This window comes from Pseudomonas sp. SC3(2021), from assembly GCF_019856535.1.
GTDB lineage: Bacteria > Pseudomonadota > Gammaproteobacteria > Pseudomonadales > Pseudomonadaceae > Aquipseudomonas > Aquipseudomonas monsensis.
Genome location: NZ_CP082236.1, coordinates 5298874 through 5318384 on the forward strand (window position 1 = coordinate 5298874; position 19511 = coordinate 5318384).

Sequence of the window (19511 nt, forward strand, 5' to 3'; positions counted from 1 at the left end):
GTGACCGTTACGCCGCCTTCGCGAGCAAGCTCGCTCCCACAGGGGTTGGTGGTGGTTGTGGGATTTGAATACATGACCATTCGCCGGGGTGATGCGGCAAAAGTCATCGAGGGGACTTGCACGATCGGTATTATGGTATACCATCAGACGCACAGACACTCTTAATCCCCCACGGAGCAGCTCATGAGTTTCGAAATTCGCAAGATCGTCAGCTATGTCGAAGAAACCTTTATCGAAGGCGGCAAGGCGGCTGACAAGCCAGTGACCATGGTCGGCCTGGCGGTGGTGATGAAGAACCCTTGGGTGGGCAACGGTTTCGTTGAAGACCTCAAGCCGCAGATCCGCGCCAACTGCTCCGACCTCGGCGCACTGATGGTCGAGCGTCTGGTCGGCATCATTGGCGGTGCGGAAAAAATCGAGGCCTACGGCAAAGCGGCTGTGGTCGGTGCCGACGGCGAGATCGAACACGCCTCCGCGGTGATCCACACCCTGCGCTTCGGCAACCACTACCGCGAAGCGGTCAAGGCCAAGAGCTACCTGAGCTTCACCAACAAGCGCGGCGGTCCGGGCACCTCGATTCAGATCCCGATGATGCACAAGGACGACGAAGGCCAGCGTTCGCACTACATCACCCTGGAAATGCAGATCGAAGACGCGCCGCGTGCCGACGAAATCGTCGTGGTGCTCGGTTGCGCCGACGGTGGTCGCCTGCACCCGCGCATCGGCAACCGCTACATCGACCTGGAAGAACTGGCTGCCGAAAAAGCCCAGTAATCACAATAAAAAGGCATTGCAGGAGCGCTCCATGATTCGGCTCACCGCTGAACTCACCCCGGCGGGCACCAGTTACCTGGCGACCGGCCAAGGCCAGCCCGTGGTTTTGATCCACGGCGTGGGCCTGAACAAAGAAATGTGGGGCGGCCAGATTGTCGGCCTGTCCAGCCAATACCGGGTGATCGCCTACGACATGCTCGGCCATGGCGCCAGCCCGCGTCCGGCCAGCGGCACCGCGCTGCTGGGTTACGCCGATCAGTTGCTGGAGCTGCTCGATCACTTGAATCTGCCCCAGGCAGCGGTGATCGGTTTCTCCATGGGCGGTCTGGTGGCGCGGGCCTTTGCCCTGCATTACCCGGAGCGCCTGCAAAGTCTGGTGGTGTTGAACAGCGTGTTCAACCGCAGCGAAGAACAGCGTGCCGGCGTGATCGCGCGCACCGCGCAAGCGGCCGAACATGGTCCCGACGCCAACGCCGAAGCGGCGCTGTCGCGTTGGTTCAGCCGCGAATATCAAGCCGCCAACCCGGCGCAGATCGCAGCGATCCGCCAGACCCTGGCCGGCAATGATCCGCAAGGCTACCTGACCACCTACGAACTGTTCGCCACCCAAGACATGTACCGCGCCGACGACCTGGGCAGCATTCAGGCGCCGACGCTGATCGCCACTGGCGAGCTCGACCCGGGTTCGACCCCGGAAATGGCCGAGCAACTGGCCCGACGCATCCCCGGTGCGAAGGTTGCGGTGCTGGCCGAGCAACGGCATATGATGCCGGTAGAGTCGCCGCGCCTGGTCAACCAGACGCTGCTGGAATTTCTCGAATACGCACACGCCCGACAAAACCATATAAAGGGGATCGTTGCATGACACTCGCACGCTTCCAGATGTGCATCGGCGGAGAATGGGTCGACGCCCTCTCCGGCAAGACTTTCGAAAGCCTTAACCCTGCTTGCGCGCAAGCCTGGGCCGAACTGCCCGACGCAGATGAAGCGGACGTCGAACGCGCCGTGCAAGCAGCGCAGACGGCCTTCGACAGCCCGGCCTGGCGCGGCCTCACCGCCACCGCACGCGGCAAACTGCTACGGCGTCTCGGTGATTTGATCGCCGAGAACAAGGAACAACTGGCGCTGCTGGAAAGCCGCGACAACGGCAAGCTGATCCGCGAAACCCGTGGCCAGGTCGGCTACCTGCCGGAGTTCTTCCACTACACCGCCGGTCTGGCCGACAAGCTCGAAGGCGGCACCCTGCCGCTGGATAAGCCGGATCTGTTCGCCTACACCGTGCACGAAGCCATGGGCGTAGTCGCGGCGATCATTCCGTGGAACAGCCCGCTGTACCTGACCGCGATCAAACTGGCTCCGGCCCTCGCCGCCGGCAACACCATCGTGATCAAGCCGTCCGAACATGCTTCGGCGACCATCCTCGAGCTGGCACGCCTGGCCCTCGAAGCCGGAATTCCGCCGGGCGTGGTCAACGTCGTCACCGGTTACGGCCCGAGCACCGGCGCCGCCCTCACCCGCCATCCGCTGATCCGCAAAATCGCCTTCACCGGCGGCGCGGCGACAGCGCGGCATGTGGTGCGCAGCAGCGCCGAAAACTTTGCCAAGCTGTCGCTGGAACTGGGCGGCAAGTCGCCGAACATCATCTTCGCCGACGCCGATCTGGACAGCGCGATCAACGGCGCGATTGCCGGGATCTACGCGGCGTCCGGGCAGAGTTGTGTGTCCGGTTCGCGCCTGTTGGTGCAGGACGAAATCTACGACGAATTCGTCAACCGACTGGTCGAACGCGCCCAGCGCATTCGCATCGGCAACCCGCAAGAGGACAACAGTGAGATGGGCCCGATGGCCACCGCGCAGCAACTGGCGGTGGTCGAAGGTCTGGTCGCTGATGCCATCGCTGAAGGCGCACGTTTGCGCACCGGCGGCAAGCGCCCGACCGATCTCGGTGAAGGCTGGTTCTACGAGCCGACGCTGTTCGAGTGCGACCGCAACTCAATGAAGATCATGCAGGAAGAAGTCTTCGGCCCGGTGGCTTCGGTGATTCGCTTCAAAGATGAGGCCGAAGCACTGGCGATCGCCAACGACTCGCAGTTTGGCCTTGCCGCCGGCATATGGACCCGCGACCTGGGCCGCGCCCATCGCCTGGCTCGCGACGTGCGCTCGGGGATCATCTGGGTCAACACCTACCGCGCGGTGTCGGCGATGGCGCCGATCGGCGGCTTCAAGAACAGTGGCTATGGACGCGAAAGCGGCATCGACTCGGTGCTGGCCTACACCGAACTGAAAACGGTGTGGATCAACCTCTCTCAGGCGCCGATGCCTGATCCGTTTGTGATGCGCTAGGAGTACCGCGACATGATCGAACCCGGCATTTACAAAGACGTGATGAGCTCGTTCCCGTCCGGGGTCACGGTGGTCACCACCCTTGACCCGGACGGCGGCATCGTCGGCATCACCGCCAGCGCCTTCAGTGCGCTGTCGATTGATCCGGCACTGGTGCTGTTCTGCCCCAACTACGCCTCCGACACCTACCCGGTGCTGCGCGACAGCAAGAAATTCGCGATCCACTTGCTGTCCGCCGACCAGACCGCCGAGGCCTACGCCTTCGCCGGAAAAGGCAAGGACAAGGCCAAGAACATCGAGTGGCACCTGAGCGATCTCGGTAACCCGATTCTCGCCAAGGCCACGGCGATCATCGAGTGCGAATTGTGGCGCGAGTACGACGGTGGTGATCACGCGATCATCGTTGGCGCGGTGAAACACCTGATCCTGCCCGAACAACCGGTAACGCCAATGATTTATCACAAGGGCAAGCTCGGTCCGTTGCCGACCCTGGCCTGAGACAACAATGCAAAACCCTGTGGGAGCTGGCTTGCCAGCGATGAGGGCTTAACATTCAACATTGATGTTGGCTGATAGTCCGCCATCGCTGGCAAGCCAGCTCCCACAGGGACTGAGGCGAGGCAAAGAATATGAATAACGAAAAGTACGAACAAGGCCTGAAAATCCGCACTGAGGTGCTCGGCGAAGCTTATGTACAGCGTTCAATAGACAACGCCGACGACTTCACCCGTCCGTTGCAGGAAATGGTCACTGAATACTGCTGGGGCCATGTCTGGGGGCGCGAGGGCTTGTCGCTCAAGGAGCGCAGCATGATCAACCTGGCGATGATCTCGGCGCTGAACCGTCCGCATGAACTCAAGCTGCATGTGCGCGGCGCCTTGCGTAACGGCCTGAGTCGTGAGCAAATACGCGAAATTCTGCTTCAGGTCGGTATTTATTGCGGCGTCCCGGCAGCCGTGGACAGTTTCCGGCTCGCCCGTGAAGCCTTCGCCGAAGCCGACGCCGAGGCCTCCAGTTAACCCCTCGGCTGTTTAGATGCCCGTCTGGCATGGACAGCCAACTTAAAGAGCGGACCCCATGAAACGCCAGCCACTCGACGACAGCTTCAAGGTCAATCGCAACCCCGTTACCCTGCGCGAAATCGTGCTGGATAAACTGCGTAGCGCGATCATGAATTTCCAGCTCATGCCAGGGGATCGTCTGGTGGAGCGCGATCTGTGCGACCGCCTCGGTGTCAGCCGCACGTCGGTGCGTGAAGCCTTGCGTCACCTTGAATCCGAAGGCCTGGTTGAATTCGCCGATGCCAAGGGCCCACGGGTGGCGATCATCACTCTGGCCGATGCGGTCGACATCTATGAGCTGCGCTGTGTGCTTGAAGGCCTGATCGTCCAGCTGTTCACCCTGCGCGCCAAGGCCAAGGACATCAAGGCCCTGGAAAAAGCTCTCGACGACAACCGCAAGGCGCTCAAGGACGGCGAACTGCAACAGGTGATCGACTCGGTGCAGGGCTTCTACGACGTACTGCTCGAAGGCTCGGGCAACCATGTTGCAGCCACGCAGCTGCGCCAGTTGCAGGCGCGCATCAGCTACCTGCGCGCGACGTCGGTGTCCCAGGAAAACCGGCGCGGCGCGAGTAACCACGAAATGGAAAAAATGGTCGAGGCGATCAAGAGCGGCGATCCGCTGGCGGCGCACCAGGCTTGTGTCGATCACGTACGTGCCGCCGCAGCCGTGGCCCTCGACTACCTCAAGCGCAAACAGGAAGAAACCGGCGCCACGCCGAACATCACCCTGCCGATCGCGCTGAAAGAACCGCGTATAGGTCACTGATATGTTCAGCCCGAGCTTTTGCCCGAAATGCGGTGGCCCTGACCTCGGTCAGCAGGTGCCGCCGGGCGATACGCACGAGCGCCTGATGTGCCGCGCCTGCGGCTACATCCACTACGTCAATCCGAAGATCATCGCCGGCTGCATCATCGAGCAGGACGGCAAATACCTCTTGTGCCAACGGGCGATCCCGCCGCGCCCGGGCACCTGGACGCTGCCCGCAGGTTTCATGGAAAGCGGCGAAACCACCGAACAGGCGGCGCTGCGCGAAGTCTGGGAAGAAAGCGGCGTGCGTGCGGAAATCATCTCGCCGTACTCGATTTTCAGCGTGCCGACGATCAGCGAGGTGTACATCATCTTCCGCGCCATCGCGCTGGAGATCACCGGGCAGTACGGGCCGGAAACCCTTGACTACAAATTCTTCGCCCCCGAAGACATCCCGTGGGAGCAGATCTACTACCCGGCGATCCGGCAGATCCTCGAGCGTTATATCGAGGAGCGTCAGGCCGGGGTGTATGGGATTTACATGGGCAATGATGACAGTGGGAAGATCCACTTTATCCGCTGAATCCCCCTGACATTGCCTGCCTGATCGTTCCCACCCTCCGCGTGGGAACGAGAGCGTAGGAACGATCACTGCTGTGAGCTTCAGGGTGGGGTGATGCCTTCGACGATGATGATTTCCGCCCTCGCCCATTCCTCGCGATAACGTTTCGCCTCCTGATATGCCGCCGAGTGGTAGCACGCCAGCGCCTGCTCGTAGCTCTCGAACTCGATCACCACGCTACGCTGAGGGGTAGGCCTGCCCTCCAGCGCTTCGCTGCGCCCGCCCCGGGCTAAAAACTTTGCACCGAACTCGGCGAACGCCTGCGGCGCACGCTGGGTGTATTGGCTGTAGTGCTCGGCATCGGCGACATCCACGTGGGCAATCCAGTACGCCTTCATAGTGACCTCTTTGTTGATTTTGTATTATGGTATACCAATATATTTCCAACGAACCCTGAGAGTCCAGCATGGCCTTCAACAGCATCGAAGAAATCATCGAAGAGTATCGTCTCGGCAAAATGGTCTTGCTGGTCGATGACGAAGATCGGGAAAACGAAGGCGACCTGCTGCTGGCCGCCGACTGCTGCACACCCGAGGCGATCAGCTTCATGGCCCGCGAAGCGCGTGGGCTGATCTGCCTGACGCTGACCGACGAGCATTGCCAACGCCTGGGCCTGGAGCAAATGGTGCCTGCCAACGGCAGCGTGTTCAGCACTGCGTTCACCGTGTCGATTGAAGCGGCGGTTGGCGTCACCACCGGCATCTCCGCCGCTGATCGCGCGCGTACGGTCGCGGCCGCCGTGGCCAAAGACGCCCGTGCCGAAGACCTGGTGCAACCCGGCCACATCTTCCCGCTGCGCGCCAAGGAAGGTGGCGTGCTGACCCGCGCCGGCCACACCGAAGCCGGTTGTGACCTGGCGCGCCTCGCCGGTTTCACCCCGGCCTCGGTGATCGTCGAAGTGATGAACGACGACGGCACCATGGCCCGCCGCCCGGACCTGGAAGTATTCGCGCGCAAGCACGGGATCAAGATCGGCACCATCGCCGACCTGATCCACTACCGCCTGAGCACCGAGCACACCATCGAACGCATTGGGGAACGTGAGTTGCCTACCGTGCATGGCACCTTCCGCCTGATCACCTTTGAGGATCGCATTGAGGGTGGCGTGCACATGGCGATGGTCATGGGCGATCTGCGCCGTGAAGAGCCGACGCTGGTGCGCGTGCATGTGATCGACCCACTGCGCGATCTGGTCGGCGCCGAATACAGCGGCCCGAGCAACTGGACGCTGTGGGCGGCACTGCAACGGGTCGCGGCTGAAGGTCATGGGGTTGTGGTGGTGCTGGCCAATCACGAATCGTCGCAGGCGTTGCTCGAGCGCGTGCCGCAACTGACTCAGCCGCCGCGGCAGTTCAGTCGTTCGCAATCGCGGATCTATTCGGAGGTGGGCACCGGGGCGCAGATTCTGCAGAACCTTGGGGTTGGCAAGCTGCGGCATCTTGGGCCGCCGCTGAAGTATGCGGGGTTGACGGGGTATGACCTGGAAGTGGTCGAGAGTATTCCGTTTATCGAGTGAAGCTGCCCTCACCCCAGCCCTCTCCCCGAGGGAGAGGGAGCCGACCGAGTTGTTGGCCCGTTATCCATCGACCTGAAATATCGAGTCGAACTCAGGTTTTGAACAACACAAAGATCGGCCCCCTTTCCCCCTCTCCCATTGGGAGAGGGCTGGGGTGAGGGGCTGGATCTGCAGTGCACCCTTCATCTCATGCCGAGCACATCCAAAAACCCATAATCAACAGATAACCGGTAAGGCAAAGTGCTTGCACAAAGCTTGGAATACCATAATATGATATTCCATATACCGGACGACCTGAAAAACCGCCCGTCTACTGCTCCCGACAGGCGGGCAACAACGCAAGCCCGCTCAAAAACACAACAATGAGGGCGTAAAAATGGTGTTGAACAAAGCTGCAACCGCAATCCTTTTTGCGGGACTGCTGAGCGTGACCGGCCAGGCCGCGATGGCCGCCGAGAGTGTGAACTTTGTCAGCTGGGGCGGTAGCACCCAGGATGCGCAGAAACAGGCGTGGGCCGATCCGTTCAGCAAGGCCAGCGGCATCACCGTGGTGCAGGACGGTCCGACCGACTACGGCAAACTCAAGGCCATGGTCGAAAGCGGCAACGTGCAGTGGGATGTGGTCGATGTCGAAGCCGACTTCGCCCTGCGCGCAGCGGCTGAAGGCCTGCTCGAACCCCTCGATTTCAAAGTCATCCAGCGCGACAAGATCGACCCGCGTTTCGTCAGCGATTACGGCGTCGGCTCGTTCTTCTTCTCCTTCGTCCTCGGCTACAACGAGGGCAAACTCGGCGCCAACAAGCCGCAGGACTGGAGCGCCCTGTTCGACACCAAGACCTACCCCGGCAAACGCGCCCTGTACAAATGGCCAAGCCCCGGCGTGCTCGAACTGGCGCTGCTGGCCGACGGGGTGCCGGCTGACAAGCTCTACCCGCTGGATTTGGATCGCGCCTTCAAGAAACTCGACACCATCAAGAAAGACATCGTCTGGTGGGGTGGCGGCGCGCAGTCGCAGCAACTGCTGGCCTCCGGTGAAGCGAGCATGGGCCAGTTCTGGAACGGTCGGATCCACGCCCTGCAGGAAGACGGCGCGCCAGTCGGCGTGAGCTGGAAGCAGAACCTGGTCATGGCCGACATTCTGGTGATTCCAAAAGGTTCGAAAAACAAGGACGCGGCGATGAAGTTCCTGGCCACCGCCAGCAGTGCCAAAGGCCAAGCCGACTTCTCCAACCTGACCGCCTACGCCCCGGTCAACGTCGACAGCGTGGCGCGCCTGGACTCGGTGCTGGCCCCGAACCTGCCGACTGCCTACGCTAAGGATCAGATCACTCTTGATTTCGCGTACTGGGCCAAGAACGGTCAAGCCATCGCGACACGGTGGAACGAATGGCTGGTCAAATGAAAATGGCGGCCACTGCGTCCCGTCCCTCCACTGCCACCGGGAGCGCCGCGAGCGCTGCCGGTCCGGCCACAGGCAAGGCGAGTGCAATGGCGCAAGCCCCGTCCCTCAAACAACGCTGGCGCGGCGCCGGCAACCTCGTACCGGCACTGCTGTTCCTCGGCCTGTTCTTTCTCGCGCCGTTGATTGGCCTGCTGTTGCGCGGCGTGCTCGAACCGACCCCGGGCCTTGGCAACTATGAACAACTGTTCGCCAACTCGGCGTACGCCCGGGTGCTGCTCAACACCTTCTCGGTGGCCGGACTGGTGACGATTTTCAGCCTGTTGCTCGGCTTTCCGCTGGCCTGGGCGATCACTTTGGTGCCACGCGGTTGGGGGCGCTGGATCCTCAACATCGTGCTGCTGTCGATGTGGACCAGCCTGCTCGCCCGCACCTATTCGTGGCTGGTGCTGCTGCAAGCCTCGGGGGTGATCAATAAGGCGCTCATGGCCATGGGCATCATCGATCAGCCGCTGGAAATGGTGCACAACCTGACCGGCGTGGTGATCGGCATGAGCTACATCATGATCCCGTTCATCGTCCTGCCGTTGCAGGCAACCATGCAGGCCATCGACCCGATGATCCTGCAGGCCGGCTCGATCTGCGGCGCCAGCCCGTGGACCAACTTCTTCCGGGTGTTCCTGCCGCTGTGCCGGCCGGGCCTGGCGTCTGGCGGGTTGATGGTGTTCGTGATGTCGCTCGGTTACTACGTCACCCCGGCGCTGCTCGGCGGGGCGCAGAACATGATGCTGCCGGAGTTCATCATTCAGCAGGTGCAATCGTTCCTCAACTGGGGCCTGGCCAGTGCCGGCGCCGCATTGCTGATCGCGATCACCCTGGTGCTGTTCTACTTCTACCTGAAGCTTCAGCCGGAGTCTCCGGTTGGCGCCAGTAACGCGAGGTAAGCCGAGATGCTACTGACTCCCAATGCCATGAGCCGGCGGATGCGTTTCGGCTTGTATGCAACCACCGGACTGATCGGTCTGTTCCTGCTGTTGCCGATCGTGTTCATTGTCCTGTTGTCGTTTGGTTCCTCGCAGTGGCTGGTGTTCCCGCCGCCGGGCTGGACGCTGAAATGGTACGGCCAGTTCTTCTCCAACGCCGACTGGATGAACGCCGCGGCGGCCAGCCTCAAGGTGGCCGTGCTGACCACGATCTGCGCAGTGGCCCTCGGTTTGCCGACCGCGTTTGCGCTGGTACGCGGGCGTTTTCCTGGCCGGGAAATGCTCTACGGCCTGTTCACCCTGCCGATGATCGTGCCGCTGGTGATCATCGCCGTGGCGGTATACGCGCTGTTTCTCAAGCTCGGTTACACAGGGACGATGTTCGCTTTCGTCGTCAGCCATGTGATCGTCGCGCTGCCATTTACCATCATCTCGATCATCAACTCGCTGAAGCTGTTTGATCAGTCGATTGAAGACGCGGCGGTGATCTGCGGTGCCTCGCGCCTGCAAGCAGTGTTCAAGGTGACGTTCCCGGCGATCCGTCCGGGAATGGTCGCCGGCGCCCTCTTCGCCTTCCTCGTTTCGTGGGACGAAGTGGTGCTCAGCGTGATGATGGCCAGCCCCACCCTGCAAACCCTTCCCGTGAAAATGTGGACCACTTTGCGCCAGGACCTGACCCCGGTGATCGCCGTCGCTTCGACGCTGCTGATCGGCCTGTCGGTGTTGGTCATGGTGATCGCCGCCGCCCTGCGCCGGCGCAACGAAATCAGCGCCTGAGCGCCCAGGAGTACGACATGAGTGCCGTGATCAAAGACGCATCCCTGCAGAACGACAAACCCCTGGTCAGCCTGCGTAACCTGAACAAGCACTACGGTGACTTTGCCGCCGTGGACAACATCTCGCTGGACATCAAGGACGGCGAGTTCCTGACCTTTCTCGGCTCCAGCGGCTCGGGCAAAAGCACCACGCTGTCGATGCTCGCCGGCTTCGAAACACCGAGCAGCGGCGAGATCCTGGTCAACGGTCAGTCGCTGGTCAACGTGCCGCCGCACAAGCGCGACATCGGCATGGTGTTCCAGCGCTATTCGCTGTTCCCGCATCTGTCGGTGCGCGACAACATCGCCTTCCCGCTGGCGATCCGCAAACTCGCCGCCGCCGAACGTGACAAGCGTGTTGACGCGATGCTCAAACTGGTGCAACTGGAACAGTTCGCCCATCGCCGCCCTTCGCAACTGTCTGGCGGCCAGCAGCAACGGGTCGCCATCGCCCGGGCGCTGGTTTACGAGCCACGCATCCTGTTGATGGACGAACCGCTCGGTGCACTGGACAAAAAGCTGCGTGAGGATTTGCAGGATGAACTGCGTCAGCTGCATCGGCGCCTGGGCATCACCATCGTCTACGTGACCCACGACCAGGAAGAAGCCATGCGTTTGTCGCAACGCATCGCGATTTTCAGTCACGGCAAGATTGTCGGGCTGGGCAGCGGTTATGACCTGTATCAGAACCCGCCGAATGCGTTTGTCGCGTCGTTTCTCGGTAATTCGAACTTCCTCAAGCTCAAGGCGCAAGGCAATGCAGCGGCGAGTTTTGAGGGGCAATCGTTGTCGATTCGACTGACAACCGGGTTGCACACGGATCAGGATGTGTTGCTAATGGTGCGGCCGGAGAAAGCCTTGGCACTGAGCGTGCAGCAGGCGAGCGATGAGCCGCTGCCGGCGGGCTGGAACGAAGTGTCAGCGAAGGTCGTGGAAGTGCTATTCCTCGGGGAGAGCCAGACCTGCAGCGTGGTCACTTCGGGCGGGACGTCGATGACGGTGAAAGCGTTATCGGCGGCAGGCATGCCGCTCAAGGCTGGCGACCCGGTGCGGGTGCGCTGGGCCACCGCTGATGCCTGCGTCTACACCGAATGGACCGAAAGTGACCTGAACAAAGCGGCCGGCGCCCACTGATAGCGTGTTGTCTGTGGGATTTACCCCCTCACCCCAGCCCTCTCCCCCAAGGGGGCGAGGGGGAAAGGGAGCCGATCTCCGTGCTGTTCAAGACCTGAGTTCGACGCGGTATTTTCAGGTCGGCGTAACTCGTCCAAACAACCCGGTCAGTCCCCTCTCCCTCGGGGAGAGGGCCAGGGTGAGGGAAACAGACGACGCGGTATCAGACGATGGCGCGGTAGCCTTCAATCTCATCCGGCCACGCCGTAAGGATTTCAAACCCCGTCTCCGTCACCGCCACCATGTGCTCCCACTGCGCCGACAACGAGCCATCCTTGGTCAGTACGGTCCAGCCATCTGGCATGTTCTTCACATGGCGCTTGCCGGCATTGAGCATCGGTTCAACAGTGAAAATCATCCCTGCCTTGAGCTTCATGCCCTGATTGGGAAAACCGTAATGCAGAATCTGCGGCTCATCGTGATAGACCTTGCCGATCCCGTGCCCGCAGTACTCGCGCACCACGCTGAAGCCTTCCCTCTCCGCCAGACTCTGAATCGCATGGCCGATATCGCCCAATGTGGCGCCCGGCTTGACCACCCGAATACCCGCGCACATGGCCTCATAGGTGGTGTTGATCAGGTGCTGCGCCTCAGGCGTCGCCTCGCCGACCACGTACATGCGGCTGGTATCACCGAACCAGCCGTCCTTGATCACCGCGATGTCGAGGTTGACGATGTCGCCATCCTGCAACGGCGTACCCGAGGGAATGCCGTGGCACACCACGTCGTTGACCGAAGCACAGACGGTTTTCGGGAAACCGTGATAACCGACGTTGGCCGGAACCGCTTTCTGCACATTGACGATGTAGTCGTTGCACAGCCGATCCAGTTCGTCGGTGGTCACACCGGCCTTTACATGCGGCACCAGCATCGCCAGTACTTCAGCGGCGAGTTGGCCGGCGGCGCGTGATTGCGCGATCTCGGCGGGCGTATTGATCTTGATCTGGTTTCTCATGCGCTGACGGCTTCCTGAGTCAGTTGTTGCAGATCCAGCCCGCCGTTCTGTTCGGCGCGAATCAGCAAGCGGCAAATGGCGCTGTGGTCGAGGTTGGGGTGCAGCTCGGCGAGCATGCCGATGCGCATCCAGTGCTCGGCCTGCGCGTTGATCGAGCGGCTGAGTGCATTGCTGGAGATGCGCAGGTTCTCGTGCATGTCCTCAGAAATCTTTACGATGCCCATATATGAATCCGATACGATGTGTATATGTATCGTATATTAGCCAAGCCTTTCACCAAATTGCAAACGCACACAATCTGCAGGACGTAGCGCGGCAAATCGCAGGCAAAAAAAAGCTGCCAAAAGAGGCAGCAAAAACTTTAAGAACACGCGATGTATTGGGCTCAGCATAGACGCCGGATAATGACAGTGTCATGACAGACACACATTCATTGAACCGCCCCGCTGCCGTCATCAGGATGTCATCAACTTCACGGCAGAATCCTCGCAAACCGTCTTGAGCCTTGAGACGGACGTTTCGCAAGGACTCCCATGAAAGAAGACGCCTCGCTGTTTGCCGCCATCGACCTGGGTTCGAATGCATTTCGCATGATGATCGGCCAGTCGGTCCGCAGCCGCAAAGGCTTCATGATTCAGGAGGTGAAAACCTTGCGCGAACCGGTGCGCCTGGCCGAGGGGTTTGACGGTGGCGCGCTGGACACCCTGGCGCTGGATCGCGGCTGGCAGGCGTTGGCGCGGTTCGGCAAAAAGCTGCGGGGGTTCGAAGCGGGTCGGGTGCGTGCGGTGGCCACCAGCGCCGTGCGCGAAGCCGACAATGCACAACTGTTTCTCGCCAGCGCCGAGCGGCATCTGGGCTTTGACATCGACGTCATTTCCGGACATGAAGAGGCTCGGCTGGTGTATGCCGGCGTGGCGCATGCACTGCCGACTGCCGACGACATGCGTCTGGTGGTCGATATTGGTGGCGGTTCCACCGAACTGATCCTCGGCCAAGGCTCGCAACCGTTGCTGACTGAAAGCATTGCCATCGGCAGCGGCACGCTGGGCGCGCGCTATTTTCCCGATGGGCGCATTACCCCCGGTGCCCTGCAAGAAGCCGAGCGCGTCGCCATCCTGCAATTTGAAAAAGTCGCCCGCCGCTATCGCGCGCAAGGCTGGCAGCAAACCATTGGCTCCTCCGGCACCGCGCGCATGCTCGCCAAGGTGCTCAAGGCCAATCGCCTGAACGACTTCGGCCACGACGGCATTACCTACGGTGGGCTGTTGCGCCTGTCGTTACTGCTGCTGAAAGTGAAGAACGTCCAGCAACTGAAACTCGCCGGCCTGCAAGCGCACCGCCAGAGCATTCTGCCCGGTGGCCTGGTGTTGATGCTGGCGGCGTTCAAGGTGTTCGGCATTTCGCAAATGGTGCCGTCCGAACCCGGCCTGCGCCTGGGCGTACTGCACGGTTTGATGAGCAAGCATTAATCCCCCTCCGGCAGATTCGTCTCCCCTAAAGCGGCTTGATCGACTACCATGCCGCCGCCGGTTTCCATACGGAATTAATAGGGAATCCGAGGTGCGTCAGCGCATCGTTCGGAACTGCCCCCGCAACTGTAGGTGCTGAGCCTGCTCCACGACTGCCACTGGGTGAACCCGGGAAGGCCGGAGCACGGGCGATGACGCATCAGTCAGGAGACCTGCCGGCACAGTGACTACTAACCGGCGGGGTGTCCGGGAAGGACATCGTGCCGTGCGCGTCTTCGTTTGATGAGCAGCCTTGCGCTGTTGCCATGACTGCGTTCGCTGGTGTGTTTCCAGACCGTACTCTCCCCGCCTTGCGTACGGTTCCCTTGGAGACTGCCCATGCTGCTGCCCCGCGTTGCCATCCTGCTCACCGGCCTGAGTCTTTGCGCGCTCGCCCATGCAGCGCCGACGACCTATCCACTGACCGTCGAGAACTGCGGCAGCACCCTGACCTTCCAGCATGCTCCCACGCGCACCGTCACCATCGGCCAGGCTGGCACCGAAATGCTTTACGCCCTGGGCCTGGGCGACAAGGTGGTCGGCACCTCGCTGTGGTTCAACGACGTGCTGGTCACGTACAAGGCGCAGAACGACAAGATCGAACGCCTGGCGGATAACGAGCCGAGTTTCGAAGCGGTGATCGGCAAGCGCCCGGAACTGGTCGCCGTGGAGCTGGAATGGATGGTCGGCCCACAAGGTGCAGTGGGCACACGCGAGCAGTTTCATGAGCTGAAAATTCCGACGTACCTGCTGCCCTCCGATTGCGAAGCCAAGGACAACCTCGTCGGCGCCGACGGTACCCGGCTGGCGCCGTTTCGCATCGACACGATTTACAAGAGCGTGAGCCAACTGGCGCAAATCTTCGATGTGCAGGACCGCGGCCAGCAGCTCAATGAACACCTCAAGGCCAGCCTCGCCCGATCAGTCGCCACGGTTCAGGGCAAACAATTGAAAGACGCAAGTGCCGTGGTCTGGTTCTCCAGTGCGCAGATGGACATCGAGCCCTTCGTGGCCGGACACAAAGGCATTCCCGATTTCATGCTGAGTACCCTCGGCGTACGCAACGTAGTGCAATCCGATGAAGAGTGGCCGACGGTCGGCTGGGAAACCATCGCCAAGGCCAACCCGACCTTCATCGTCATCGCACGCATGGATCGCCGGCGCTTCCCCGCTGACGACTATCAGAAGAAACTCGCCTTCCTGCGCAGCGACCCGGTGACCCGCAACATGGACGCGGTGAAAAACAACCGCATCATCATTCTCGACGCCCTGGCCATGCAGGCCAGCCTGCGCACGTTCGATGGCATCGAGCAACTGGCCACGGCCCTCAACGGCTATGACCTGTCGCAATGAATAAAAGCCTGATCCGCGCACTACTGGCCCTGACGACACTGTTGATCGCCGTGCTCGCGGGGGTCGCCATCGGAGAGACGTCGATTGCTCCGGACGTGGTGCTAAAAGTGCTGGCCAACAAGCTGTGGACCGCCGGGCATGCGCTCGACCCGATCGACGAAGGCATTGTCTGGAACTACCGCCTGACCCGCGCCCTGGTCGCCGCCGCGTGCGGTGCCGGTCTGGCGACGTGCGGGGTGATTTTGCAGTCGCTGCTGCGCAATCCGCTGGCCGATCCCTATTTGCTCGGCATCTCCGCCGGGGCCTCGACCGGCGCGGTGATGGTGGCGCTGCTCGGCATTGGCGCCGGGGCGATTTCGCTGTCCGCCGGAGCTTTTGCCGGCGCGGTAACGGCGTTCGTGCTGGTCATTCTGCTGGCCCGTGTCAGCGGTTCGGCCAACGGCACCGGGCAGATCATTCTCGCGGGGATCGCCGGCTCGCAGCTGTTCAATGCGCTCACCGCGTTTCTGATTACCCGTTCGGCGAGTTCCGAGCAGGCGCGCGGCATCATGTTCTGGCTGCTCGGTAATCTCGGCGGCGTGCGCTGGCCGGCGGTGTGGCTGGCGGTGCCGGTGGCCCTGTTCGGCTTGCTGGTGTGCCTGTGGCATCGGCGCGCGCTGGATGCATTTACCTTTGGCGCGGATTCGGCGGCGTCCCTCGGCATACCGGTGCGGCGGGTGCAGATTGTGCTGATCGGTTGCGCGGCGCTGGTAACGGCGGTGATGGTGTCGATTGTCGGTTCGATCGGTTTTGTCGGCCTGGTGATTCCCCATGCGGCGCGTCTGTTGCTCGGCACCGGGCATGCCCGTCTGCTGCCGGCCAGCGCATTGGGGGGCGCGGTGTTTCTGATTGCCGCCGACGTGCTGTCGCGCACCCTGATCAAGGGTCAGGTGATTCCGGTCGGCGTGATTACCGCGCTGGTCGGCGCGCCGGTGTTTGCGCTCATCCTGGTTGGCCGGAGATCGGCTCGATGAACCCGGTGTTGAGTTGTTCCCGGCTGACGTTCAAGGTGCGCGGTGCCGAGTTGCTTAACGGTGTCTGCCTGGAGGTCCAGCGCAGCGAGACCCTCGGCATCGTCGGGCCCAATGGCTCGGGCAAATCAACTCTGTTGAAACTGCTTGCCGGATTGCGCGAGCCGAGCGCTGGCGAGGTTCTGCTCGAAGGCCAGCCCCTCGGAAAAATGCCCCGGCGCAGCATTGCGCAAAAACTGGCGGTGGTCGAACAACAGGCCGACACCGACGACGGCATCCGCGTATTCGACGCCGTTGCACTGGGGCGCACACCGTGGCTGTCAGCGCTGCAGCCGTGGTCGCAGGTGGACGACGCCATCGTTGAACAGGCGTTGATCGACGTCGATGCGCTGCACCTGCGCACGCGTGTCTGGCGTCACTTGTCAGGCGGTGAACGCCAGCGCGTGCACATTGCCCGAGCGCTGGCCCAGCGCCCGCAAATCCTGCTGCTGGACGAACCGGCCAACCACCTCGACATCCAGCATCAATTGACCATCCTCAACGTGGTGCAGGCGTTGCCGGTGACCACACTGATTGCATTGCATGACCTCAATCAGGCGTTGAAATGCGATCGGCTGGCGGTGCTGGAGCGCGGCCGGCTGGTGGCTCTGGGCAAGCCGCTGGAAGTGCTGACGCCGCAGCGGCTACAGGAAACGTTCGGGGTCAAGGCGCACTACCTGACAGACCCGTTCGATGGTGCGCAGATCCTGCGATTTCATTCATAAAACACAGCCCGCTCCACAACGGCTGTGTTTCATGCGGCCCAAGCTTTACGCCAGCTCTTTGCGCAACTGCCGCGCCGCCGCGACCATGTGCACCAGCGCCGCTTCGGTCTCCGGCCAGCCGCGGGTTTTCAGGCCGCAGTCCGGGTTGACCCACAGGCGCTCGGCCGGGATGCGACGGGCCGCCTTGCGCAGCAGACCGGCCATTTCCGCGACCTGCGGAATCCGTGGCGAGTGGATATCGTAGACGCCCGGGCCGATGTCGTTCGGGTAGGCGAAGGCTTCGAAGGCGTCGAGCAGTTCCATGTCCGAACGTGACGTCTCGATGGTGATCACATCCGCATCCATCGCCGCGATGGACTCGATCACATCGTTGAACTCGCTGTAGCACATGTGCGTGTGAATCTGGGTTTCGTCGTGCACCCCGCCAGCGCACAGGCGGAACACCTCGCTCGCCCAGTCCAGATACTGCTGCCACTGTGCCTGACGCAACGGCAAGCCTTCGCGGAATGCCGCTTCGTCGATCTGCACGATCCTGATCCCGGCCGCTTGCAGATCGACCACTTCGTCACGGATCGCCAGCGCCAGTTGCCGGGCCTGCACTTCGCGGCTGATATCTTCACGAGGGAACGACCACATCAACATGGTCACAGGCCCGGTCAGCATGCCCTTCATCACTTTGTCGGTCAGACCCTGCGCATAGCGGATCCATTCGACAGTCATGGCGTGCGGACGGCTGAGGTCGCCGAAGATCACCGCCGGCTTCACGCAACGCGAGCCGTAACTCTGCACCCAGCCAAAACGGGTGAACACGTAGCCATCCAGTTGCTCGGCAAAGTACTCGACCATGTCGTTGCGCTCGGCTTCACCGTGTACCAGCACGTCGAGGCCCAGCCGTTCCTGGATGTCCACCGCATGGCGGATTTCGCTGTGCATGGCTTCGGTGTATTCGGCCGCGCTCAGCTTGCCTTGCTTGAACGACTGCCGCGCCAGACGGATCGACGCAGTCTGCGGAAACGAACCGATGGTGGTGGTCGGGAACAGCGGCAGGTCCAGCCGGGCACGTTGCTTGGCGATACGCTGGGCGAACGGCGACTGACGCTGGCTGTCCTTGGCGGTGATCGCCGCCACCCGGGCCTGCACGGCCGGTTTGTGAATACGCGGAGACGCGGCGCGACTGGTCTGCACCGACCGGCTTTGCGTCAATGCGCGCAGCACTTTTGGCGCTTCCGGCGCCTTGACTGCATGCGCCAGTACCGCGACTTCTTCGCACTTTTGCACTGCGAATGCCAGCCAGCTCTTCAGCTCGGCATCAAGACTGTCTTCGCGGCTCAGATCCACCGGGCTGTGCAGCAGCGAGCAGGACGGCGCGACCCATAGACGTTCACCCAGGCGCTCATGGGCGTGTTGCAGGGTCGCCAGGGCGTTTTCCAGATCGCAGCGCCAGACATTGCGGCCATTGACCATCCCCAGCGACAGCACTTTGTAGGCCGGCAGGCGATCGAGAATGGTCGGGTACTGTTCCGGCGCGCGCACCAGGTCAATGTGCAGTCCATCGACCGGCAGGTTGGCGGCCAGACCGAGGTTTTCTTCCAGCCCACCGAAATAGGTAGCAACCAGCTTTTTCAGGGGATCGCGCTGAATCTGGTTGTAGGCACGCTCGAACGCGCTCTTCCACGCTTGCGGCAAGTCGAGCACCAGAATCGGTTCGTCGATCTGCACCCATTCGACGCCGAGCGCGGCGAGCCGTGCGAAGATCTGTCCGTACAGCGGCAGCAGGCGATCGAGCAGTTCAAGCTTGTCGAACTCACTACCCTTGGCCTTGCCCAGCCACAGGTACGTCAACGGGCCGATCACCACAGGCTTGACGTTGTGCCCCAGCGCGCGGGCTTCTTCGACTTCTTCGAACAACTGCTCCCAGCCCAGCTGGAATTGCTGATCGACACTGAATTCCGGGACCAGGTAGTGGTAATTGGTGTCGAACCATTTGGTCATTTCCTCGGCGTGAGCCCCGCCGCAGCACGTGTCGCTGACGCCACGGGCCATGCCGAACAGGGTTTGCAACGTTGCCTTGCCGTCGTGCGGGCGGAAACGCTCGGGGATCACACCGAACATCAACGAGTGAGTCAGGACCTGGTCGTACCAGGCGAAATCGCCGACCGGCAGCAGCTCGATGCCGGCGTTCTTCTGAATCTCCCAATGCGCCTTGCGCAGCTCACGACCAACGTCGCGCAGGCCCGTCTCGTCCAGCTCTCCTTTCCAGAACGCCTCTTGTGCTTTCTTCAGTTCACGGTCGCGGCCGATGCGCGGAAATCCAAGGGAATGGGCCAGTGCCATAACAAACAACTCCAGAATCGTGTCAATGGCGGCTATTGTCGAGGGCAAGCCTTGGTGAGACAAACTCATTCTAATCGTGATCATCACAAGTTTTACTCATGCAGCTGCGGCAGCGCTTACAGGGAAATGTCGTGCGGATCGCGGATTTTT

19 protein-coding genes, 1 pseudogene and 1 riboswitch are annotated in these 19511 nt (G+C 61.7%); of the genes and pseudogenes, 16 read left to right on the forward strand and 4 right to left on the reverse strand.

The annotated features are described in order from the left end of the window. The first annotated feature begins 183 nt into the window (after positions 1-183). The 7 genes from K5Y35_RS23520 to K5Y35_RS23550 all read left to right on the forward strand — a co-directional run bounded on the left by K5Y35_RS23520 (position 184) and on the right by K5Y35_RS23550 (position 5512). Entirely contained in the window at positions 184-774 is a 591-nt protein-coding gene (locus tag K5Y35_RS23520; RefSeq protein ID WP_128613767.1) for an amino acid synthesis family protein, read from the forward strand. Positions 775-805: 31 nt separating this feature from the next. Beyond that, the gene (locus K5Y35_RS23525; RefSeq protein ID WP_123467987.1) at positions 806-1639 is read left to right on the forward strand and encodes an alpha/beta fold hydrolase; all 834 of its coding nucleotides are present in this window, start codon (positions 806-808) and stop codon (positions 1637-1639) included. Next, entirely contained in the window at positions 1636-3117 is a 1482-nt protein-coding gene (locus K5Y35_RS23530; protein WP_222833096.1) for an aldehyde dehydrogenase, read from the forward strand. Before K5Y35_RS23525 ends, K5Y35_RS23530 begins: the two co-directional genes overlap by 4 nt. A 12-nt stretch (positions 3118-3129) precedes the next feature. After that, on the forward strand, positions 3130-3615 hold the full coding sequence (locus tag K5Y35_RS23535; protein WP_222833097.1) for a flavin reductase family protein: 486 nt from the start codon (positions 3130-3132) through the stop codon (positions 3613-3615). A 131-nt stretch (positions 3616-3746) separates the two neighbouring features. After that, positions 3747-4136, forward strand: a complete 390-nt coding sequence (locus K5Y35_RS23540; protein ID WP_222833098.1) for a carboxymuconolactone decarboxylase family protein — start codon at positions 3747-3749, stop codon at positions 4134-4136. Between the two features lie 58 nt (positions 4137-4194). Further along, positions 4195-4947, forward strand: a complete 753-nt coding sequence (locus K5Y35_RS23545; RefSeq protein WP_116256671.1) for a GntR family transcriptional regulator — start codon at positions 4195-4197, stop codon at positions 4945-4947. A gap of 1 nt (position 4948) precedes the next feature. After that, the gene (locus tag K5Y35_RS23550) at positions 4949-5512 is read left to right on the forward strand and encodes an NUDIX hydrolase (protein WP_123467979.1); all 564 of its coding nucleotides are present in this window, start codon (positions 4949-4951) and stop codon (positions 5510-5512) included. An 80-nt stretch (positions 5513-5592) separates the two neighbouring features. Here the strand turns inward: K5Y35_RS23550 and K5Y35_RS23555 are convergent, their stop codons facing one another. Further along, positions 5593-5889 (reverse strand): DUF1330 domain-containing protein, encoded by a 297-nt coding sequence (locus tag K5Y35_RS23555; protein ID WP_222833099.1) that lies wholly within the window; start codon positions 5887-5889, stop codon positions 5593-5595. A gap of 68 nt (positions 5890-5957) precedes the next feature. On the opposite strand from K5Y35_RS23555, the gene ribBA reads away from it, so the two are divergent. From ribBA to K5Y35_RS23580, 5 genes are all read left to right on the forward strand, one after another. Beyond that, the gene (gene ribBA / locus K5Y35_RS23560; protein WP_123467975.1) at positions 5958-7067 is read left to right on the forward strand and encodes a bifunctional 3,4-dihydroxy-2-butanone-4-phosphate synthase/GTP cyclohydrolase II; all 1110 of its coding nucleotides are present in this window, start codon (positions 5958-5960) and stop codon (positions 7065-7067) included. 376 nt (positions 7068-7443) lie between these two features. Further along, positions 7444-8469, forward strand: a complete 1026-nt coding sequence (locus tag K5Y35_RS23565; protein WP_123467973.1) for an ABC transporter substrate-binding protein — start codon at positions 7444-7446, stop codon at positions 8467-8469. Next, a complete protein-coding gene (locus tag K5Y35_RS23570) occupies positions 8466-9410 on the forward strand; it encodes an ABC transporter permease (protein WP_177490400.1) in 945 nt (314 codons plus the stop codon). The genes K5Y35_RS23565 and K5Y35_RS23570 overlap by 4 nt, the downstream gene beginning before the upstream one ends. 6 nt (positions 9411-9416) lie before the next feature. After that, entirely contained in the window at positions 9417-10226 is an 810-nt protein-coding gene (locus K5Y35_RS23575; protein WP_025111627.1) for an ABC transporter permease, read from the forward strand. 17 nt (positions 10227-10243) lie between these two features. Next, positions 10244-11398, forward strand: coding sequence for an ABC transporter ATP-binding protein (locus K5Y35_RS23580; protein ID WP_222833100.1), 1155 nt, complete (start codon positions 10244-10246; stop codon positions 11396-11398). Positions 11399-11600: 202 nt separating this feature from the next. Here K5Y35_RS23580 and map read toward each other — a convergent pair whose 3' ends face one another. Both map and K5Y35_RS23590 read right to left on the reverse strand, forming a co-directional pair. Continuing rightward, positions 11601-12392, reverse strand: a complete 792-nt coding sequence (gene map / locus K5Y35_RS23585) for a type I methionyl aminopeptidase (RefSeq protein ID WP_222833101.1) — start codon at positions 12390-12392, stop codon at positions 11601-11603. Then, complete coding sequence (locus tag K5Y35_RS23590) at positions 12389-12616, reverse strand: ParD-like family protein (protein ID WP_007918027.1); 228 nt, start codon at positions 12614-12616, stop codon at positions 12389-12391. Before K5Y35_RS23590 ends, map begins: the two co-directional genes overlap by 4 nt. A gap of 309 nt (positions 12617-12925) precedes the next feature. Here K5Y35_RS23590 and K5Y35_RS23595 point away from each other — a divergent pair, with 309 nt between their 5' ends. The 4 genes and pseudogenes from K5Y35_RS23595 to K5Y35_RS23610 all read left to right on the forward strand — a co-directional run. Then, a complete protein-coding gene (locus K5Y35_RS23595; RefSeq protein WP_186748652.1) occupies positions 12926-13861 on the forward strand; it encodes a Ppx/GppA family phosphatase in 936 nt (311 codons plus the stop codon). A gap of 41 nt (positions 13862-13902) precedes the next feature. Then, positions 13903-14096: riboswitch (cobalamin riboswitch) on the forward strand. Between the two features lie 143 nt (positions 14097-14239). After that, positions 14240-15253: an ABC transporter substrate-binding protein gene (locus K5Y35_RS23600; RefSeq protein ID WP_222833102.1), complete on the forward strand. Its 1014-nt coding sequence runs from the start codon at positions 14240-14242 to the stop codon at positions 15251-15253. An 8-nt stretch (positions 15254-15261) separates the two neighbouring features. Beyond that, positions 15262-16266 carry a FecCD family ABC transporter permease gene (locus K5Y35_RS23605; protein WP_222834491.1) on the forward strand — a complete coding sequence of 335 codons (1005 nt, stop codon included), beginning with the start codon at positions 15262-15264 and terminating at the stop codon, positions 16264-16266. Positions 16267-16358: 92 nt separating this feature from the next. Next, positions 16359-17027, forward strand: a pseudogene (locus K5Y35_RS23610) (ABC transporter ATP-binding protein); the annotation flags it as partial. Positions 17028-17072: 45 nt separating this feature from the next. On the opposite strand, the gene metE reads toward K5Y35_RS23610, so the two are convergent. Continuing rightward, positions 17073-19361, reverse strand: coding sequence for a 5-methyltetrahydropteroyltriglutamate--homocysteine S-methyltransferase (gene metE / locus K5Y35_RS23615; protein WP_222833104.1), 2289 nt, complete (start codon positions 19359-19361; stop codon positions 17073-17075). Positions 19362-19511 lie beyond the last annotated feature (150 nt).

What these genes read in the sequence shown, in the direction of transcription:
- K5Y35_RS23565 (WP_123467973.1), top strand. Translation starts at nt 7,444, where the DNA reads ATGGTGTTGAACAAAGCTGCAACCGCAATCCTTTTTGCGGGACTGCTG.
- K5Y35_RS23590 (WP_007918027.1), bottom strand. Translation starts at nt 12,616, where the DNA reads ATGGGCATCGTAAAGATTTCTGAGGACATGCACGAGAACCTGCGCATC.
- K5Y35_RS23555 (WP_222833099.1), bottom strand. Translation starts at nt 5,889, where the DNA reads ATGAAGGCGTACTGGATTGCCCACGTGGATGTCGCCGATGCCGAGCAC.
- K5Y35_RS23535 (WP_222833097.1), top strand. Translation starts at nt 3,130, where the DNA reads ATGATCGAACCCGGCATTTACAAAGACGTGATGAGCTCGTTCCCGTCC.
- K5Y35_RS23550 (WP_123467979.1), top strand. Translation starts at nt 4,949, where the DNA reads ATGTTCAGCCCGAGCTTTTGCCCGAAATGCGGTGGCCCTGACCTCGGT.
- K5Y35_RS23520 (WP_128613767.1), top strand. Translation starts at nt 184, where the DNA reads ATGAGTTTCGAAATTCGCAAGATCGTCAGCTATGTCGAAGAAACCTTT.
- ribBA (WP_123467975.1), top strand. Translation starts at nt 5,958, where the DNA reads ATGGCCTTCAACAGCATCGAAGAAATCATCGAAGAGTATCGTCTCGGC.
- K5Y35_RS23570 (WP_177490400.1), top strand. Translation starts at nt 8,466, where the DNA reads ATGAAAATGGCGGCCACTGCGTCCCGTCCCTCCACTGCCACCGGGAGC.
- K5Y35_RS23540 (WP_222833098.1), top strand. Translation starts at nt 3,747, where the DNA reads ATGAATAACGAAAAGTACGAACAAGGCCTGAAAATCCGCACTGAGGTG.
- K5Y35_RS23580 (WP_222833100.1), top strand. Translation starts at nt 10,244, where the DNA reads ATGAGTGCCGTGATCAAAGACGCATCCCTGCAGAACGACAAACCCCTG.
- metE (WP_222833104.1), bottom strand. Translation starts at nt 19,361, where the DNA reads ATGGCACTGGCCCATTCCCTTGGATTTCCGCGCATCGGCCGCGACCGT.
- map (WP_222833101.1), bottom strand. Translation starts at nt 12,392, where the DNA reads ATGAGAAACCAGATCAAGATCAATACGCCCGCCGAGATCGCGCAATCA.
- K5Y35_RS23595 (WP_186748652.1), top strand. Translation starts at nt 12,926, where the DNA reads ATGAAAGAAGACGCCTCGCTGTTTGCCGCCATCGACCTGGGTTCGAAT.
- K5Y35_RS23525 (WP_123467987.1), top strand. Translation starts at nt 806, where the DNA reads ATGATTCGGCTCACCGCTGAACTCACCCCGGCGGGCACCAGTTACCTG.
- K5Y35_RS23545 (WP_116256671.1), top strand. Translation starts at nt 4,195, where the DNA reads ATGAAACGCCAGCCACTCGACGACAGCTTCAAGGTCAATCGCAACCCC.
- K5Y35_RS23575 (WP_025111627.1), top strand. Translation starts at nt 9,417, where the DNA reads ATGCTACTGACTCCCAATGCCATGAGCCGGCGGATGCGTTTCGGCTTG.
- K5Y35_RS23530 (WP_222833096.1), top strand. Translation starts at nt 1,636, where the DNA reads ATGACACTCGCACGCTTCCAGATGTGCATCGGCGGAGAATGGGTCGAC.
- K5Y35_RS23600 (WP_222833102.1), top strand. Translation starts at nt 14,240, where the DNA reads ATGCTGCTGCCCCGCGTTGCCATCCTGCTCACCGGCCTGAGTCTTTGC.